The following is a 16,191-nucleotide window of genomic DNA, read 5'->3' as shown; positions in this document are numbered from 1 at the left end:
CGAGGCACCACCAACATGTATTCTCTGCATCCAAAAACGCGCTGTAACGTATGCAAAATATTGACTTTGGCGCCAGTCAGAATACAAAATGGCCCGCAGAACGCCGCGAGACATGCGACATAGGTCGCGAGACCGGCTGACGTATGCGCAGCGAAGCCATCATAGGGAGCGGACCGGATGAGCGGCTGGCATCGGGAACGGGAAGCCCGCGATGCGCGGGTCGAGGCGGGCCGAGCCCATGCTACGGGCAAGATCGTGGCAGCCGCGAATGTAGTCGATCTTCTGGAGGCGATCCTTGAGCCCGGCGACCGGGTCTGCCTGGAAGGTGACAACCAGAAGCAGGCGGATTGCCTCGCGCGAGGCTTGAGCCGATGCGATCCCGGCCGCGTGCACGATCTGCACATGGTCCAGTCCGGCATCGTGCTCCCTGAGCACCTTGACATCTTCGAGCAGGGAATCGCCCGCCGCCTCGACTATTCCTATTCAGGGCCGCAGGGCGGGCGCATCGCCCGAATGCTCTACGGCGGACAGATCGAGCTCGGGGCGGTGCACACCTATCTCGAGCTGTTCGCCCGCTACTTCGTCGATCTCACCCCAAACGTAGCGCTGATCGCCGGCGTCTCGGCCGACCGGGATGGAAACCTCTATACCGGGCCGAACACCGAGGACACGCCGACCGTGGTGGAGGCCACCGCCTTCAAGAACGGCGTCGTGGTGGCGCAGGTCAACGAGATCGTCGAGCGCGTGCCCCGCGTCGACATCCCGGGCGACCGGATCGACTTCGTGGTCGAGGCCGACACGCCGTTCTACGTCGAGCCGCTCTTCACCCGCGACCCGGCGGCGATGACCGAGACGCAGATCCTGATGGCAATGATGGCGATCAAGGGGATCTATGCGGAGTACGGCATCCGCCGCCTCAACCACGGCATCGGCTTCGGCACGGCGGCGATCGAGCTGCTGCTGCCGACCTATGCCGAGCGCCTCGGCCTCAAAGGACAGATCGCCACCCATTGGGCGCTCAACCCGCACCCGACGCTGATCCCGGCGATCGAGTCGGGATGGGTGAAACAGGTGCACTGCTTCGGCTCCGAAGTCGGCATGGACCGCTACATCCGCGAGCGCTCCGACATCTTCTTCACCGGCGCGGACGGTTCGCTCCGCTCCAACCGCGCCTTCTGCCAGACGGCCGGGCTCTACGCCTGCGACCTGTTCATCGGCTCGACCCTGCAGATCGACCTCGCCGGCCATTCCTCGACGGTGACGCAGAACCGCGTGGCGGGCTTCGGCGGCGCGCCCAACATGGGCTCTGACCCGCACGGGCGGCGCCACCCATCCGACACCTGGATGAAGGCGGGCCGCGAGGCGCAGGTCACGGGCGATCCGGCCCTGATGCGCGGGCGCAAGCTCGTGGTCCAGATCGTCGAGACCTTCGGCGAGGGGCTGGTCCCGGCCTTCGTCGAGCGCCTCGACGCCCTCGAACTGGCGAAGAAGATCGGCTTGGAGCTCGCTCCGGTGATGGTCTACGCCGACGACGTCACCCACATCGTCACGGAAGAGGGCATCGCCAACCTCCTGCTCTGCCGCAATGCGGATGAGCGCGAGCAGGCGATCCGCGGGGTCGCCGGCTATACCGAGATCGGCCGCGGGCGCGACCGGGCCATGGTCGAGCGCTTGCGCCAGCGCGGTATCGTGCGCCGCCCCGAGGATCTCGGCATCGAGCCCCTGGACGCCGACCGTTCGCTGCTCGCGGCCCGATCGATCAAGGACCTCGTGCACTGGTCCGGCGGCCTCTACGAGCCGCCGGCGAAGTTCCGGAACTGGTGAGGCCGCGATGGAAAAGCTGAGCTTCCGACACGCCACGTCCCGCGCCCTTCCCGGCGCGAAGCCGCAGGCCATCACCGGCGTCGTCGCCTCCGGCAACCTCGAAGTGCTGCTGGAGCGGACCCTCGCCCCGACCGAGTGCACGGTCGAGATCGAGACGCCGATCCGCGGCTACGGCGAGGTCTGGGCGGCGGTGGTCGCCGACTTCGTCGCCCGCAGCCAGCCCGGCGGCCTGCGCATCACCATCAACGACGGTGGCGCCCGCCCCGACACCGTGTCCCTGCGCCTTCTCCAGGGCGCCCGGCTGATGGAGGTCTGACATGGGCGAGCGCATCATCGACCCCGCCGCCAAGGGTTGGGCGATCAGTTGGTACGAGGCGAGCGCCCGCGCGCGCCTCGACGGCCTGCTCGACGCCGGCAGCTTCCGCGAGGTCGTCGGCCCCGAAGAGCGCCGGATGAGCCCGCACCTGCCGCTGTTCGACCTGCCGCGCGCCTTCGACGACGGCATGATCGTCGGCTCGGGCCGCCTCGACGGCCAAGCCGTTCTCGTCGCCGCGCAGGAGGGCCGCTTCATGGGCGGTGCCTTCGGCGAGGTGCACGGGGCTAAGCTCGTCGGCCTCCTGCGCGCCGCCCTGGCGCTGAAGCCCGCCGCGGTGCTGATCCTGTTCGACACCGGAGGCGTGCGCCTCCAGGAGGCCAATGCCGGCGAGACCGCCATTGCCGAAGTCATGCGCGCGATCACCGATCTTCGCGCGGCCGGCGTGCCGGTGATCGGCCTGATCGGCGGCCGGGCCGGCGCCTATGGCGGCGGCGGGCTGATCGCGGGCACCTGCTCGCGCCTCGCGGTCTCGGAAGGCGGACGCATCTCCGTCTCGGGGCCGGAGGTGATCGAGACCAACAAGGGCGCGGAGGAGTTCGATTCCCGCGACCGCGCCCTGGTCTGGCGCACCATGGGCGGGAAGCATCGCCGGCTCATCGGCGGTGCCGACGCCTATGCCGACGACAGCGTTGCGGCGTTCCGGCAGGTGGCCCTGGATCTGATCGGGCGCGCCCCCGCCTTCGATCTCGCCACGCTGGAAGCGGAGCAGGCGCGGCTGGAAGAGCGACTGACGCGCTTCGGCGATTGCCGCGACGCCACCGAGATCTGGGCCCGGCTCGGCGTGAACGACCCGGAGGCGGTCCCGGCCCTCGCTACCGCCGACTTCGATGCCCTGCTCGCCAACCTGCGAGAGACCACCCATGACGCGCGCTAAGACGACGCTGCCGGAGATCCTGTCTGCGCTCTTCCCCGACGGCCATTCGGCCGTCGTGGAGGACGGCCTCGTCGGCGGCGAGGGCCCATTCCGCGGCGGCCGGCTCGCGGTGATCGGCATCGACGGCGACACGGCGCTCGGCGTCGACGGCGCCTGCCGGCTCGCGGGCCATGTCCTCGACGTGGTGCGCCGGGGCGGCGGCACGCCGATCCTCGTGGCCATCGATTCCGACAGCCAGCGCATGAGCCGGCGCGACGAGTTGCTTGGTCTCAACGAGTACCTCGCCCACCTCGCCAAGTCGCTTCTGCTCGCCGATGCCCAGGGCCATCCGACCGTCGGACTGATCTACGGCCACTCGGCGGCGGGCGCCTTCATCGCCACGGCCCTGGCGACCCGCGTCCTCGTCGGCCTGCCGGGGGCGAACCCCAGCGTGATGGATCTGCCGTCCGTGGCGCGCGTGACGAAGCTGCCCCTCGACCGGCTGGAGGCGATGGCCAAGGACACGCCGGTCTTCGCGCCCGGCCTCGACAACATGGTGCGCACCGGCGCGGTGCAGGCGGTGCTCGATCCGGACCAGCCTCTGGCGGACCAGATCGCCGCCGTGATCGACGCCATGCCTAACGAGGATTCCCGCGACCGGCTCGGACGTGAGCGCGGCGGACGTCCGGTGGCGGAAGAGATCGCCGCGCAGGTGGTCCGGGACGCGGCTTTTGGCTGAGGCTTACCGGCGCCACGACCTCCTCGACGTCGAGCCGCAAGCCTGGGCTGCGGCGATCGCCGGCCGAGCAGACCTCGCGGGGGTGCCGCATGTTGCGGCCTGGGTGGAAGACGGGCGGCCGGTTATCCTGCGCCGGTGGCATCCAGGGGAAGAGGCGGAGCTCGTCCCGGTCGGCCTGCCGCTGCCGCCGCGCGACGGCAAGCGCCGCATCGGCCTCGCCCTCCTGCCGGAGGGGGTCCGCCCGCGCCGCCCCGTTCTCCTTGCCGAGGCACGCGGCGCGTGTCCGCCTGCCTGGGCCGCGACGCTGGAGGCGGTCATCGCTCTCGGTGAGCGCCACGGCCTCTCGCCGCGCCCTTTCGGGAGCCTGCTCTGGCAGAGCCTCACCGGTCTGCCCTACCTGTCCGAGCAGTCGGACCTCGACCTGCTCTGGCCGATCAGCGGCGCGGTGCCGCCCGCGCTCCTCGATGGTCTCGCGGAGACCGAGGCGCAGGCGCCGATGCGCCTCGACGGCGAGATCCTGCTTTCGGACAGCGGCGGCGTGAACTGGCGCGAACTGCACGCCGCTGCGCCCGGCGACACGGTTCTGGTCAAGCATCGCGACCACCTCGCCCTGCGCGAGGCCGGCGCCGTTCTGGCGGGCGAACTGGTGGGCGGTTCGGCACGAGGTTTGGAATGAGCCCGCTCTCGGCGCTCCGGCCTCGCCCGGAAGAGGATGTCGATCGCTCGTCATCGGCCGACATGATCGCGCGAGCGGCCGCACAGGCCCTTCGGCTCGAACTCGAAACCTATCCGAAGCCGGGCCTCGTCAGTCCGATCGATTCCGGCAGCCACGCCGACATGGATGCGGGCACGTTTCGGGCGAGCACCGCGGCGATCACGCCGTTCTTCGGCGATCTCGCTCGAGCCGGTGCGGCGGGCGCGCCGATGCCGGCTCTGCGCCGCATCGGTCTCCAAGCGGAGGCGGCGATGCGGGTGGCGACCGGTGGCGTGAACACCCATCGCGGCGCCATCTTCGGGCTCGGCCTCCTCTGCGCCGCGGCCGGAGCCCTGCCGCGCCCGATCGCCGGGGCGCTCGGTGCCCTCGTGCGCGACCGCTACGGTGCGACCATCCTCGAAGGTCCGGTGTTGCTGCATGCCCCTGGGGCGCGGGCACGCCGCCGCCACGGCGTCGGCGGGGCGCCGGCCGAGGCCGCTGCCGGATTCCCGAGCCTCTACCGGGTCGGGCTGCCGGCCCTGCAGAGGGGCCGGCGGCTTCATCCCGGCGACGACGAGGCGGCGCGGGTGGAGGCCTGCCTTGCCCTGATCGGGCATATCGAGGACACCAACCTGCTGCATCGGGGCGGTCCCGAAGGGTTCGCCTTCGCGCGGGCCGAGGCCGCGCGGTTCATCGCCGAAGGAGGCATCGGGCATCCCCGCTGGCGCTTGCGTGCGGAGGCGTTGCACCGCGCCTTCATCGCCCGCAATCTCAGCCCCGGCGGCGCAGCCGACCTCCTCGCCATGACGCTGTTCGTGGACGCCATCGAGGGTCGCCCGTGACGCTCGCGGTCCTCCTCTCCGGCCAGGGCGGCCAGCATCCGAGGATGTTCGATCTCACCGCGGATTGGCCCGATGCCGCACCGATCTTCGCGGCGGCGGAGCGTGTCCTCGGCCACGACCCGCGCGAGTTCGTCCGTTCGCCGGGCGCGGATCTGCACGGCAACCGCACCGGGCAGATCCTCTGCTGCGTCGCGGCGCTGGCGGGTTGGACCATCGTGGAGGCGGCGCGCCCGGCCCGCGTGATCGTTGCCGGGTACAGCATCGGCGATCTCGCGGCCTGGGGCTGCGCCGCCCGCTTCGACGCGGAGGTGATCCTGCGCCTCGCCGCAATCCGGGCCGAAGCGATGGATGCGGCCAGCGGCGAGGGCTTCGCGCTGGCCGGCATCCGGGGGCTGCGCCTCGCGGAAATCGAGACGATCGCCGGACGCCACGGCTGCCACCTCGCAATCCGCAACGCCGCCGACAGCGCCGTCGTCGGCGGGCCGCGTTCAGCGCTGGAAGAGGTCTGTTCGGCGGCCCGAGCGGCCGGCGCGCAGCGGGCCGTTGTCCTGTCGGTTCGGACGCCCTCGCACACGCCGCTGCTGCGCGACGCGAGCCGACGCTTCGAGGAGGCCCTCGCGGCCGAGCACCCGCGGCGCCCCCCGGCCGGGGCTCCGCGGCTGATCAGCGGGCTCGACGGCGCGGCCGTCTTCGAGGTTCAGGCCGGGTTGTCGAAGCTCGCGCGCCAGATCTCCGAGACGATCGATTGGGCTGCCTGCCTGGTGGCCTGCCGGGAATACGGCTGCGAGACCGTGCTCGAACTTGGCCCCGGCCACGCCCTCGCAACCATGGCCCGCGAGGCGATCCCGGGGGCACGTGTTCACGCCCTCGAAGAATTCCGCTCCGCTTCCGGAGCCGCGGAATGGATCAAAGGTCGCTGAGGGTGCCCTGCCACGCGGGGCGACCGACGTGCACCGAGCGGCGGACGCGCGGCGTGGCCGAGAACAATCACTGCCGCTCATGCCTTCGCGGGTGGTAACCGCACGGCGACCTCGTTCCTCCGCAGGAAGGGAATCGAGAAGGGCGGATCATAGCCCATGAAGAAGGGCGGCTGCGCCGGCATCCGTCCCGCTTTGTCCAGTACCTCGGCGAGAATGCGGGCTTGCGTCTCGCGCGCTTCGGGCGTCGCGCGGCCGGAGAAGCGCAGGACCGCCAGCCGTTCGGGCGGGATTCGCGCCAGCCGCACGCCGGGCTCGGTCGGTTCCGGCGCCCCGGCCTCGGCCACTTTCCGAGGCAGGTAGAACCGCATCGTGCCCGCCGCGCCCTGCTCGACCGGCACGGTCATCGCGATCAGGCGGCCTCCGGTCTCGACGGGCGCGGTCATCGCGATACGGGTCCCGCCGCCGTTCGTGCCCGTGATGTACCGGAACAGGCGCCCGAACGCCTCGCCGTCATGCTGGCCCTTGGCGTCCGTCTCGACCGCCACGCGCCCGTCGTAATCCCGGATTTCCACCCTGCGGTCGAGCCGTTCGACCACCGTGTAGCGCGGCTCCTCGTAGGTCGCGCGGATGCCGACGACCGACAGGGCGGATTCGAGGAAGGTGATGAGATAGTAGACGAACTTGTCCATCGGGAGCGAGATCCGAGACGAAGGTTCACGAACAAGGCCGTTCCTCCGAAGCCGTTCCGTCCGTGATCGCCCCGCCTACATAGGCCCGGCTGCATAGGAGAGTGGATGGCGGACCGGACAGATCGCGTCCGGTCCGGAATGGTCAGGCCGGAAGGCGCCCGTCCGGCGAGTACCGGTCGATCGCCGAAGGAAGCTCACGCGAGAGGCGTGACAGCAGCGCGGCGCGGCTCAAGCCGGTCTGCTGCGTGAGGTGGTCGAGCGTCTCGGAGCCGATGGCGCGCTCGAGATCGGCTTCGGCGATGTCGCGGTTCGGTCCCTGCCGGACCCAGGAATTCGCTGCCTCGCCGTGTCCGCCCTTGGTGAAATGCTCGACGAGTTCGTTCAGCCCGGAGGCGATCAGGCCGCCGACACCGGCCGAGCTGATGCCGCCGAGCAGGCCGGCGAGGTTGTCGAGCGTGCCGGTGTCGCCCGTGTTGGGGGCGGCATTCGACGCCGGCGGGGCCGAAACGTGGCCGGCCCGGTCGGGCTGCCCCTTCAGCAACTCGGCGATCTTGTCCCGGTTCTGGTAGCCGGCGATGGCCAGCAGGCCCAGCAGGGCCGTCATCGAGGGGTATCCCTTGCTCATGGCGTCTTCTCCTTCGGAAAGGGTGTACCGCCGGTCCGACTCAGAGCCGGCCGTGCGAGGGGGCTTTGGTCCGACCGCTCAGCCTGCGGCTGACGAAGGCGATGACCCTCGGCAGCACGAGGGCGGTGAGAAGCTTGCGGATCATGGGCGTTTCCAGGTTGAACCGTTCAGCGAGTCGGACGCGCGAACCAGCCGAGGGCGAAGGCGGCGGCCACGAGGCCGAGCAGGGTCGAGCTGCGGTTCGTCTCCGCGTAGCGGACGGCGCGCCGGCCGTAGTCCCGGCCGTGGCGCCGGGCCTCGCCGACGAAGCGGCGGCCGTCCTCGATCCAGTCGTCGGCCCGCTCGCGGGCGGCGTGGGCGAGGTGGCGTCCGTCGCGGGCGAGATCCTCCGCCCGGTCGCGGGCGCTACCATAGGCGTACTGCGCTCCGCCGGCGACCTGGTTCACGGCGCCGCGCACTTGGCGGGCGGGGTCACCCGTGACGCCGCCGAGGGCGGTCTGGGCACGACCCTTGATGTGACGGGAGGCGCCGCGGAACTGATCGCGATTCATGGTTCTCTCCTGCAGTCGAGAGCGAGGGGACGGGGCCGGCCCGGCCGGCCCCGCGGATCGGTCAGCGCAAGGATCAGCGCAAGGATCAGTGTTTGCCGACGACCTTGTCGGCGAGGGTCTTGGCGCCGTCCTTGACGTCGCCCACCGTCTTCTGCGCCTCGCCCTTGAGCTCCTGCGCCTTGCCTTCGGCCACGAGCTTGTCATTGCCGGTCGCGTTGCCGACGCCCTGCTTGATGGTGCCGACAGCCTCGTTGGCGAGGCCCTTGATCTTGTCGGTGGTGCTGCTCATCGGATGGTCTCCTGTTCCGGTTGGTGATGACCGGCATCGCCGGTCGGGGAGGCCCCTGCCGCGTGGCGGGAGCCGAGGGGAAGCGGTCAGGCGCGGCGGGCGTCGTAGGTACCGAGCGCGGTGACGGGGGCCGGCGCGCCGAGGCGGCCGCCGAAGAAGGCGGCAAGAGCACCGAGGATCAGCGCGAGGGCGGCGTAGAAGGCGCCCTGCGTGGCCGCCGACTTGGCGGCGACGGCAGCGGCCTCCGCCTTCTGCTTGGCCGTCGCCACGGCCTGCTCGTACTGCTTCTGGTAGTCGTCGATCTGCGTCTTGGCTTGGTCGGGCGCGATGCCCTGCGCCTTGGCGAGCGCATCGGCCGCGCGGCTCTTGGCCTGCTCCTTCTGCGCGGGATCGCCGGTCAGCACGGCACGGACCGCCGCGACCGCGGCATCGCGGGCCGCCTGCGGATCCTGGCCGGCGGATTGCTCGCGGACCTTCTGCTCGATGCCGTCGAGCGGGTTGGAGATCTTGGACAGCGACGGCGCCGCCGCCTGAGCAGCCGTCTGCACGGTGCCGCCGACGAGGTTGCCCGCGCCGCCGAGGGCGCCCGAGACGGTGCTCAGCGTTCCGCCGACGAGGCCGCCCACCGCGGAGGTCAGCAGGTACAGCACCACCAGCGTGGTGACCGCCCAGGAGACGAGTCCGTGCAGCGCCGCGGCACCCGCCAGCGGCCTGCCGGAGAGGCGACCCGCGATGAGGCCGCCGGCCAGGGAGGCGACGACGCCGGAGATCACGAACCACAGCCCCGCGCCGAGCGAGAAGGTCGAGGCGGCCGGGTTGTCGGCGGCGTTCGTGCCGACCGCGGCCAGACCGACACCCACCCCGACCAGGTTCAGGACGACCTGCGTCACCAGGGCGACGACGGTGCCGGCGAAGATGGCACCCCAGGAGACCTCGTTGAGGAGGACAGCCCGCGTGTCGCCGGCGACGGGGGATAGGTTTGTGATCGTGGTCACGCTTGAACTCCGATGAGTCGGTTAAAGTCGAAGAAGGGGAAAGGGTCAGAGCCGGCTGACGAGCAGGCCGAGGCCGAAGCCGATGGCACCCGCGATGAGAAGCGAGGCGACGGGCGAGTCGGACACGTATTCACCGACTTCGCGGGACCCCTCGCGCAGGGTGCGGCGCCCGTAGTCGTAGCCGTCCTCGGCATAGTCGACCGCCTCGTCGGCGACGTGCCGCACGGCGTCCTTGGCTTGGCCGTAGAGGTTCTCTGCAGTTCCTTGGGCTTCGCGGAAGCGGCCTTCGACCGCCTCGCTCTTCGAGCCCGTAAGATCGCCGACGGCGCCCTGTACCCTGCCGCCAAGTTCCTTCGCGGCGCCGGTGATCCTGTCTGTATCGACCATGGTGTTCTCCTGCTTGGGTTTCGTGGAGGATGGCGCCGTCGGACGGCGCCGGGTCCGCTTCGGCTCAGTCGCGGCGCGGAGGCGGCTCGGATGGCCGCGCCCGTCGCTTCTGAGCCTTGCCTTCGGCTTCGGTCCGGAAATCACCGGTGAGCTTGCCAAGGACCTGCTTCACCGAGCCTTTGGTGTGCTCGGCGCAGTCCGGCTTCGCGCGGCTGGTCACGTCCACCTCGTCGGTGACTGACATTCTCCGCCCCGCCTCAGATGTCCACTGGATCGCGCCGATCAATAGTGCGAAAATACCAGTAGACCGGTTTTTAATTACCGGGCGTGACGAGGGGGAAACCGTTTTCCCGACCCCAGATCACGGCTTCCGACCGCTTGTGAACGCCCAGCTTGCGGTAGAGCGCGGCGCCATGATTGCGCACGGTGTTGCGTGAGAGGTTGAGCCGCTTGGCGATGGCCTCGTCGGCCAAGCCGGAGCAGATCAGATTGAGAATCTGGCGCTCGCGCACCGTGAGAAGCGGGCTCTCACCGCTACCGTCTGAGGTCCCCGGCTGGCGCAGATTGGCCAGCTTCTCGATGAGCCCGCGGCTGAACCAGGAGGTATCAGCCATCACCGTCTCGATGGCCTCGAACAGCTCACGTTCGCCGCGCTTTCGATCGGTGATGTCCTGCAGGACGAGGAGCGCGAAAGTCTCCTCGCCGATCTCTACCCGCTCGGCGGAGGCAAGACAGTCGAGTTCCGATCCGTCTTGGTGACGAAGGCAGACTTCCTGCCCGGAGATGAACCCGGTCCGCCGTACCGTTTCCTCGAACCGTTCACCGGTCATCCCAACGACCCAGAGCCCGATCTCGGTAAACGAGCGCCCCGACACGTCGTCCTCGCCGTGTCCGAACACCCGGGTGAACGCCTCGTTGAAGGCAGTCACCGTGAAGGTGTCGAGCCGCGCCAACAGGGTCGGGACGGGGGTCAGCCGGAACGCCTTGGCGAAGCGCTCTTCGCTCTGGCGCAAAGCTGTCTCGGCCTTCCGGCGCAGTTCGAGGTCGGCGAAGGTGAAAAGCATGCAGGGCTCGTCGCCCATCTCGATGGACTGGCCGGCCACGATGACGAAGCGGCTGTCGCCGTCCGGCAGATCGAGGCAGGCCTCCATCTGGGGAATGGTGGTGCCCTCGTTCAGGCGGTTGATCGCGAGTTCGCGGTTGCGTGCGCCGGCCAGAACGTCGACCTCGTAGACGCTGCGACCGATGACGGCATCATGGGTATGACCCGTCATTTCGAGGAAGCCGGCGTTGACCTTCACGTGTCGTAGGTCCGACAGGCGAGTGATGACGGCGGGTGCGGGGTTCGCGTTGAATGTCGCCTCGAAGCGCTGCTCGGCCTCGAACTGGTCCGAGACGTCCTTCAGGATCAGTGCCAGGCAACTCGGGCGTCCCTCCCGGTCGGTGGCGACCAAGCTGCGCAAGGAGTGGACGAAGGCGACCTCCGGTCGGTCGGCTCGCCGAACCTCGACGACGACGTCGTGGAAGCGTTCGCCGGCGAGTACCCGCTCGATGGGGTAATGCTCGGGCGTCCGATTGTTGCGGTAGCGCAGGGCGAAGCGCGCGCGGTAGGCATCGACGTCACGCCCGAGTTCGTCAATGCTCTCGACCCCGTGCATGGCGAGCGCGGCCTCGTTCGCGTAGGCGATGGTCTGGTCGGGCTCGACAAGGATCACGCCCTCGCTCAGGCCGGCGATGATCTGCCTCAACTCGTGCCTGTCGATGTCCGCCTTCACGCGCGCATCGCTCCTTCGCCGCTGCAACTGCCAAGACGGCAGCGGTGCACAAACGAGTTGCGCACAAACCGGTTCCGATCGACTTCTGGTATTTCGGGATCACATTCCTGATATCGACGGACCGAAGGTCGATGCCGAGATCGCGAAGGAATCGACCAGGCTGAGTGCGCTCCAGACGCAGCAGCAACTCGCCGTGTAGACGCTCTCGATCGCCAACCTTTCGAGCCAAGCCATCCTCAATCCCGTTACGGAAGTAGAGCGACAGGGTGGCAGAGGCGCGGCTTGCCTCGAAAGGTGCGCCCAAGAACGCAAAAGCCCCGGACGGAAGGTCCAGGGCTTCGAGTCTATATGCCTGTTGAGGCGAAAGGATTTTGGTAGCGAGGGAGGGATTTGAACCCCCGACACAAGGATTATGATTCCTCTGCTCTAACCAGCTGAGCTACCCCGCCACACTCGCGGACGGCGCCGACGCGTCGTCCGGTGGGCGCGGTATATGGAGAAGGGCGTGGCGGTGTCAACGGTCTGTTGCGAACCCCACACCCATTCTCCCGCTCAGAGGGTCTGACCGAAGATCTGGGCCACCTGCGGGATGTCCTTGTCGCCGCGTCCGGACAGATTCATCACCATCAGGTGCTCCGCCGGCTTGGTGGGTGCGAGTTCCAGCACCTTCGAAAGCGCGTGGGCGGGCTCCAGAGCCGGGATGATACCCTCCAGCATCGAGCAGAGCTTGAACGCCTCCAGCGTCTCCGAATCGGTCGCCGACAGGTAGGTGACTCGGCCCATCTCGTGCAGCCACGCGTGCTCCGGACCGATACCCGGATAGTCGAGGCCCGCCGAGATCGAGTGTGCATCCGCGATCTGACCGTCCTCGTTCATCAGGAGATAGGTTCGGTTGCCGTGCAGCACGCCCGGACGACCGCCGGTGAGCGAGGCGGCGTGCAGGCCGCTCTGCACGCCATGGCCAGCCGCCTCGACGCCGTAGATCTCGACCTCGCGGTCATCCAGGAAGGGGTGGAACAGCCCCATGGCGTTCGAGCCACCGCCGATGCAGGCGACGAGCGAATCCGGCAGGCGCCCCTCCATCTCCAACATCTGCTGCTTCGTCTCAATGCCGATCACGGACTGGAAGTCGCGCACCATCGCCGGATAGGGATGGGGGCCGGCCACCGTACCGATGCAGTAGAAGGTGTCGGCGACGTTCGTGACCCAGTCACGCAGGGCCTCGTTCATCGCATCCTTGAGCGTGCGCGTGCCCGATTGCACCGGCACCACCTCGGCGCCCAGCATCTTCATGCGGAACACGTTCGGCGCCTGCCGCTCGACATCGACGGCGCCCATATAGACCACACATTTCAGGCCGAAGCGGGCGCAGAGCGTCGCCGTGGCGACGCCGTGCTGACCCGCGCCCGTCTCGGCGATGATGCGCGGCTTGCCCATGCGGCGAGCGAGCAGGATCTGGCCGAGCACGTTGTTCACCTTGTGCGAGCCGGTGTGGTTCAGCTCCTCGCGCTTGAAGTAGATCTTTGCCCCCTGCCCCGCCGGGGCCTGGGCGCGCAGATGCTCGGTGAGGCGCTCAGCGTAGTAGAGCGGACTCGGCCGGCCAATATAGTGGGTGCGGTAGGCCTCCATATCCGCCTTAAACGACGGGTCGGCCTTGGCATCGGCGTAGGCCTTCTCCAGGTCGAGGATCAGGGGCATCAGCGTTTCGGCCACGAAGCGGCCGCCGAAGATGCCGAAGCGGCCGCGCTCGTCCGGCCCGGTACGGAAGGAGTTGGGAGCGGGGTTCAGCGTCACGGGGACGGTCCTTCGCGAAAATCGATCGTCGGCTCGCGTGCTAGACCTATGGGACGGCGGCCGCAATGCGGCACAGCCGGACAAACGCCCCGGAACTTCAGCCTGTCGGTCGCTGCGAGTAGAGGGTTTCGGTTCGTTGACTAGGCCCGGCGGCGCGTGGCGGCGACGAAGGCGGCGATCTTGGCCGGATCTTTCTCGCCCGGGCGAATCTCCACCCCCGACGAGACATCGACGGCGGCGAGCCCCGTGCGAGCCAGCGCCGTCCCGACATTCTCGGCATCGAGACCGCCCGACAGCATCGTGCCGGCGGGCAGCAGAGCCCCCCTCAGGATGTCCCAGTCGAAGCTGCGCCCGTTCCCGCCGGGCAGGTCGGCGCCGGGAGGCGGTTTGGCGTCGAGCAGGAGCCGGTCGGCCACGGCCGTGTAGTCCGGGAGTGCGACGAGATCACCGGCGGCGGCGATGCCGATGGCCTTCATCACGGGCCGTCCGGTCCGGCCACGAATGCTCGCGACGCGCTGCGGGCTCTCCTTGCCGTGAAGCTGGATCACGTCAGGATCGAGCGCGTCGATGACGGCGGCGAGGAGGGTATCGTCGGGGTCGACCAGTAGCACGACGCGTTCGGCCCTCCCCCGCGCCCGCCGCGCAAGATCACGGCCGCGCTCCAGGGTGACGTGGCGCGGACTCTTGGGAAAGTGGACGAAGCCGACAAGGTCAGCGCCCGCTTCGAGCGCTGCGTCGAGCGTCGCCTCCGTTCCAAGGCCGCAGATCTTGACGCACACCTCGGTCATGAGGGGTAATGCTCTCCAGCCCTCAGCGCGCCGCAACCGGAGCCGGCAGCGCCGTATGGGCATTGGTTCGGCCGTAGGTCGGCTCGACGCCCGGAGCGCCGAACGTCTTCAGCTCCGCCGCCGCCTTTGCCAAACGGTCGGCCTCGCGGCGGTGATAGCGCGCACGCTGGCGCGTTCCGGCCTGTCCAAGCCAGCTGCCGATGCCCCCGACCAGGATACCGAGCGCCACCGCGCCAAACAGCACAGCGTAGAGCGGCAAGACGAGGCTGAACACTGGCTCTGGCGAGAACGGATCGAAGGAGAGCGTCACGGGCTCGCGGTTGGCGACCGCGAGCAGGACGATCACCACCGCGATCGGCAGCAGAACCAGCGCCTTTAGAAAACGGATCATGCAACGGGTCTCCGACGGACGGCAGGAGCCTTCAGCCGACCCCGCCCGGATGCCGCTTAACGGCTTTCGGGCGGGCGCCTCTCGGGCTCAGACGGCAGAACTAGAGCGCTCTTCAACGATGTGGATGGCGGTTCGGCGCAAGGGTGCATCGAAACGAAGGGCCGAGACGAGGGCTTGGATCGATGCGATCAGGCGCTCGGCTGCTCCTCGCCGATGCCGGCTCGGTTCAGGCGCAGGCGCATCTCCTTCCCGGTCTTGAAAACCGGGATCGCCTTTTCCGAGACCGCCACAGACTCTCCGGTGCGGGGATTGCGACCACGCCGAGCCTCGCGGCGCTTCACCGAAAAGGCTCCGAAACCGCGCAACTCCACCCGATCGCCCTGGGCCAGGGCGTCGGCGATGGTGTCGAGGATCGCGTTGACGAGAGTCTCGACGTCGCGCTGGTACAGGTGAGGGTTCTGCTCAGCGATCTTGAGCACGAGTTCCGACTTGATCATGCGGCTCTCTTCCGGATGCGGGGCGGGCGCGACATGGCGCGAAACCTCAGGGAGCCGGGCGCCAGACGGCAAGGAGTCCGCCGTGGGCAACGCCGGCAGCCTCTTCCTCGACCGCACGGAAGCGGCTGGCGAGCCCTTCGAGACCGAGAAGGTCCGCGCCCATCCCGAGAGCCGACCAGAGCTTGAACCCGCCCTCTGCCTTCGGCTTCCAATCCTTCACCGGAAGGTTTGCAGGAACCTGCTTTTCCTTCTCCAGCCATGCCACCGCCTGGCGTTCGCCGCCGAGTTCGTCGACGAGCTTGAGGGGCAGGCTCTGGCGACCGCTGAAGACGCGCCCGTCGGCGACGGCCGAGAGCTGGCCGTCGTCCATGCCACGGCGCTCCGCCACCAAGCCCTTGAACCAGCCGTAGGTATCGAGAACGACCGAGGACAGGGCCGCGCGGGCCTCCGGCGAGGTCGGGCTGAAGCCCGAGGGCTCCGCCTTCAGGGGCGAGGATTTGACCGACTCGACCTTCACGCCGATCTTGTCGAGCAAGCCGGAGACGTCCGGATACTGGAACAGCACACCGATGGAGCCGACCAGCGCGGTTTCGCGGGCAACGATGTGGTCGGCGGCGATCGCGGTGATGTAGGCGCCCGAGGCAGCCGTCCCATCGACGAAAGCGACCATCGGCTTCTTCGCCGCCAGAGCGCGCAGATTGCGATAAAGTTCCTCCGAGCCGGTGGTCGTGCCGCCCGGGGACGAGATCGAAATGACGACACCCTTGACCGCGCTCGACTCGCCCACGCGCTCGATCAGCTTGCGGGTCGAATCGCTGCCGGCGATGAAGCCGCCGATCGAGATCCGCGCGATTTGATTTTCGGTGGCCGGGAACAGGCGGCCTTCGCCGACGCGCGCGCGGTAGCCCACGGCGCCGACAGCCAGGATGGCGGCACCGATGCCGAGCATCCGCCACAGCGTCAGCTTGCGGCGCAGACGGCGGCGGTCGATGAGAAACTCGGCGTCTGCGGCCATCCGACGATTTACTCCTCTCCAAGCGGTCCTTCGCGACCGTTGTTCTGTTGGGATCGTACACGCCGCGTCCTGCCGGAACGCAGCCTTGCCCGATCCGTGGATCTGCCCGTCTCGCCGAGACGGGTCGATTCCGCAAAGTATTTCGGC

General features: G+C 68.9%; 21 protein-coding genes and 1 tRNA gene. 8 read left to right on the top strand and 14 right to left on the bottom strand.

Features of this window, described 5'->3' with window-relative positions; genetic code table 11:
* Positions 1-177 precede the first annotated feature (177 nt).
* From mdcA to FHU13_RS06995, 7 genes are read left to right on the top strand one after another with little or no spacing between them, the layout of a single operon-like run.
* The gene (mdcA, locus tag FHU13_RS07025) at positions 178-1,824 is read left to right on the top strand and encodes a malonate decarboxylase subunit alpha (protein WP_183435160.1); all 1,647 of its coding nucleotides are present in this window, start codon (positions 178-180) and stop codon (positions 1,822-1,824) included.
* 7 nt (positions 1,825-1,831) lie between these two features.
* On the top strand, positions 1,832-2,140 hold the full coding sequence (gene mdcC, locus FHU13_RS07020) for a malonate decarboxylase acyl carrier protein (protein WP_183435159.1): 309 nt from the start codon (positions 1,832-1,834) through the stop codon (positions 2,138-2,140).
* Position 2,141: 1 nt separating this feature from the next.
* Positions 2,142-3,074 (top strand): biotin-independent malonate decarboxylase subunit beta, encoded by a 933-nt coding sequence (locus FHU13_RS07015; protein WP_183435158.1) that lies wholly within the window; start codon positions 2,142-2,144, stop codon positions 3,072-3,074.
* Complete coding sequence (gene mdcE, locus FHU13_RS07010; RefSeq protein WP_183435157.1) at positions 3,061-3,792, top strand: biotin-independent malonate decarboxylase subunit gamma; 732 nt, start codon at positions 3,061-3,063, stop codon at positions 3,790-3,792. The genes FHU13_RS07015 and mdcE overlap by 14 nt, the downstream gene beginning before the upstream one ends.
* Positions 3,785-4,468 (top strand): malonate decarboxylase holo-[acyl-carrier-protein] synthase, encoded by a 684-nt coding sequence (gene mdcG / locus FHU13_RS07005; RefSeq protein WP_183435156.1) that lies wholly within the window; start codon positions 3,785-3,787, stop codon positions 4,466-4,468. Before mdcE ends, mdcG begins: the two co-directional genes overlap by 8 nt.
* Positions 4,465-5,328 (top strand): triphosphoribosyl-dephospho-CoA synthase MdcB, encoded by an 864-nt coding sequence (gene mdcB, locus FHU13_RS07000; RefSeq protein ID WP_183435155.1) that lies wholly within the window; start codon positions 4,465-4,467, stop codon positions 5,326-5,328. Before mdcG ends, mdcB begins: the two co-directional genes overlap by 4 nt.
* Positions 5,325-6,248 carry an acyl transferase gene (locus tag FHU13_RS06995; RefSeq protein ID WP_183435154.1) on the top strand — a complete coding sequence of 308 codons (924 nt, stop codon included), beginning with the start codon at positions 5,325-5,327 and terminating at the stop codon, positions 6,246-6,248. The genes mdcB and FHU13_RS06995 overlap by 4 nt, the downstream gene beginning before the upstream one ends.
* 77 nt (positions 6,249-6,325) lie before the next feature.
* Here the strand turns inward: FHU13_RS06995 and FHU13_RS06990 are convergent, their stop codons facing one another.
* The 8 genes from FHU13_RS06990 to FHU13_RS06955 form a co-directional block, all read right to left on the bottom strand.
* Positions 6,326-6,937 (bottom strand): SOUL family heme-binding protein, encoded by a 612-nt coding sequence (locus FHU13_RS06990; protein WP_183435153.1) that lies wholly within the window; start codon positions 6,935-6,937, stop codon positions 6,326-6,328.
* A gap of 142 nt (positions 6,938-7,079) precedes the next feature.
* Positions 7,080-7,562, bottom strand: a complete 483-nt coding sequence (locus FHU13_RS06985) for a YidB family protein (RefSeq protein WP_183435152.1) — start codon at positions 7,560-7,562, stop codon at positions 7,080-7,082.
* 167 nt (positions 7,563-7,729) lie between these two features.
* Positions 7,730-8,113, bottom strand: coding sequence for a CsbD family protein (locus tag FHU13_RS06980; RefSeq protein ID WP_183435151.1), 384 nt, complete (start codon positions 8,111-8,113; stop codon positions 7,730-7,732).
* 85 nt (positions 8,114-8,198) lie between these two features.
* The gene (locus FHU13_RS06975; protein WP_183435150.1) at positions 8,199-8,402 is read right to left on the bottom strand and encodes a CsbD family protein; all 204 of its coding nucleotides are present in this window, start codon (positions 8,400-8,402) and stop codon (positions 8,199-8,201) included.
* An 86-nt stretch (positions 8,403-8,488) separates the two neighbouring features.
* Positions 8,489-9,397, bottom strand: coding sequence for a PhnA-like protein (locus FHU13_RS06970; protein ID WP_183435149.1), 909 nt, complete (start codon positions 9,395-9,397; stop codon positions 8,489-8,491).
* Between the two features lie 45 nt (positions 9,398-9,442).
* Positions 9,443-9,784 carry a CsbD family protein gene (locus FHU13_RS06965; RefSeq protein ID WP_183435148.1) on the bottom strand — a complete coding sequence of 114 codons (342 nt, stop codon included), beginning with the start codon at positions 9,782-9,784 and terminating at the stop codon, positions 9,443-9,445.
* 64 nt (positions 9,785-9,848) lie between these two features.
* On the bottom strand, positions 9,849-10,028 hold the full coding sequence (locus FHU13_RS06960) for a CsbD family protein (protein ID WP_210287509.1): 180 nt from the start codon (positions 10,026-10,028) through the stop codon (positions 9,849-9,851).
* Between the two features lie 70 nt (positions 10,029-10,098).
* Positions 10,099-11,559 (bottom strand): helix-turn-helix transcriptional regulator, encoded by a 1,461-nt coding sequence (locus FHU13_RS06955; protein WP_183435147.1) that lies wholly within the window; start codon positions 11,557-11,559, stop codon positions 10,099-10,101.
* Between FHU13_RS06955 and FHU13_RS06950 the strand changes: the two genes are divergently transcribed.
* Positions 11,546-11,758: a hypothetical protein gene (locus FHU13_RS06950; RefSeq protein ID WP_183435426.1), complete on the top strand. Its 213-nt coding sequence runs from the start codon at positions 11,546-11,548 to the stop codon at positions 11,756-11,758. The two genes, FHU13_RS06955 and FHU13_RS06950, sit on opposite strands and share 14 nt — an antisense overlap.
* 173 nt (positions 11,759-11,931) lie before the next feature.
* Here FHU13_RS06950 and FHU13_RS06945 read toward each other — a convergent pair.
* The 6 genes from FHU13_RS06945 to sppA all read right to left on the bottom strand — a co-directional run bounded on the left by FHU13_RS06945 (position 11,932) and on the right by sppA (position 16,044).
* Positions 11,932-12,008 (bottom strand) — tRNA-Met (locus FHU13_RS06945).
* Between the two features lie 103 nt (positions 12,009-12,111).
* Positions 12,112-13,353 carry a tryptophan synthase subunit beta gene (gene trpB / locus FHU13_RS06940; RefSeq protein WP_183435146.1) on the bottom strand — a complete coding sequence of 414 codons (1,242 nt, stop codon included), beginning with the start codon at positions 13,351-13,353 and terminating at the stop codon, positions 12,112-12,114.
* A gap of 140 nt (positions 13,354-13,493) precedes the next feature.
* Positions 13,494-14,141 (bottom strand): phosphoribosylanthranilate isomerase, encoded by a 648-nt coding sequence (locus tag FHU13_RS06935; protein WP_183435145.1) that lies wholly within the window; start codon positions 14,139-14,141, stop codon positions 13,494-13,496.
* A gap of 22 nt (positions 14,142-14,163) precedes the next feature.
* Positions 14,164-14,532, bottom strand: a complete 369-nt coding sequence (locus tag FHU13_RS06930; RefSeq protein ID WP_183435144.1) for a LapA family protein — start codon at positions 14,530-14,532, stop codon at positions 14,164-14,166.
* A gap of 188 nt (positions 14,533-14,720) precedes the next feature.
* Entirely contained in the window at positions 14,721-15,029 is a 309-nt protein-coding gene (gene ihfB / locus FHU13_RS06925) for an integration host factor subunit beta (protein WP_183435143.1), read from the bottom strand.
* Between the two features lie 46 nt (positions 15,030-15,075).
* Positions 15,076-16,044, bottom strand: coding sequence for a signal peptide peptidase SppA (gene sppA, locus FHU13_RS06920; RefSeq protein ID WP_183435142.1), 969 nt, complete (start codon positions 16,042-16,044; stop codon positions 15,076-15,078).
* Positions 16,045-16,191: the final 147 nt, after the last annotated feature.

This window comes from Methylobacterium sp. R2-1 (assembly GCF_014191355.1).
Taxonomy (GTDB): Bacteria; Pseudomonadota; Alphaproteobacteria; order Rhizobiales; family Beijerinckiaceae; genus Methylobacterium.
The sequence above is the reverse complement of the archived record's forward strand: the minus strand, read 5'-3'. Positions and strand labels throughout refer to the sequence as shown.

Excerpts from the sequence above, each read along its gene's own strand:
- FHU13_RS06990 (WP_183435153.1), bottom strand. The coding sequence starts at position 6,937 with ATGGACAAGTTCGTCTACTATCTCATCACCTTCCTCGAATCCGCCCTG.
- mdcA (WP_183435160.1), top strand. The coding sequence starts at position 178 with ATGAGCGGCTGGCATCGGGAACGGGAAGCCCGCGATGCGCGGGTCGAG.
- FHU13_RS06980 (WP_183435151.1), bottom strand. The coding sequence starts at position 8,113 with ATGAATCGCGATCAGTTCCGCGGCGCCTCCCGTCACATCAAGGGTCGT.
- FHU13_RS06985 (WP_183435152.1), bottom strand. The coding sequence starts at position 7,562 with ATGAGCAAGGGATACCCCTCGATGACGGCCCTGCTGGGCCTGCTGGCC.
- mdcC (WP_183435159.1), top strand. The coding sequence starts at position 1,832 with ATGGAAAAGCTGAGCTTCCGACACGCCACGTCCCGCGCCCTTCCCGGC.
- FHU13_RS06930 (WP_183435144.1), bottom strand. The coding sequence starts at position 14,532 with ATGATCCGTTTTCTAAAGGCGCTGGTTCTGCTGCCGATCGCGGTGGTG.
- FHU13_RS06975 (WP_183435150.1), bottom strand. The coding sequence starts at position 8,402 with ATGAGCAGCACCACCGACAAGATCAAGGGCCTCGCCAACGAGGCTGTC.
- mdcB (WP_183435155.1), top strand. The coding sequence starts at position 4,465 with ATGAGCCCGCTCTCGGCGCTCCGGCCTCGCCCGGAAGAGGATGTCGAT.
- FHU13_RS06950 (WP_183435426.1), top strand. The coding sequence starts at position 11,546 with ATGTCCGCCTTCACGCGCGCATCGCTCCTTCGCCGCTGCAACTGCCAA.
- FHU13_RS06965 (WP_183435148.1), bottom strand. The coding sequence starts at position 9,784 with ATGGTCGATACAGACAGGATCACCGGCGCCGCGAAGGAACTTGGCGGC.
- FHU13_RS06960 (WP_210287509.1), bottom strand. The coding sequence starts at position 10,028 with ATGTCAGTCACCGACGAGGTGGACGTGACCAGCCGCGCGAAGCCGGAC.
- ihfB (WP_183435143.1), bottom strand. The coding sequence starts at position 15,029 with ATGATCAAGTCGGAACTCGTGCTCAAGATCGCTGAGCAGAACCCTCAC.
- mdcE (WP_183435157.1), top strand. The coding sequence starts at position 3,061 with ATGACGCGCGCTAAGACGACGCTGCCGGAGATCCTGTCTGCGCTCTTC.
- sppA (WP_183435142.1), bottom strand. The coding sequence starts at position 16,044 with ATGGCCGCAGACGCCGAGTTTCTCATCGACCGCCGCCGTCTGCGCCGC.
- FHU13_RS06935 (WP_183435145.1), bottom strand. The coding sequence starts at position 14,141 with ATGACCGAGGTGTGCGTCAAGATCTGCGGCCTTGGAACGGAGGCGACG.
- FHU13_RS07015 (WP_183435158.1), top strand. The coding sequence starts at position 2,142 with ATGGGCGAGCGCATCATCGACCCCGCCGCCAAGGGTTGGGCGATCAGT.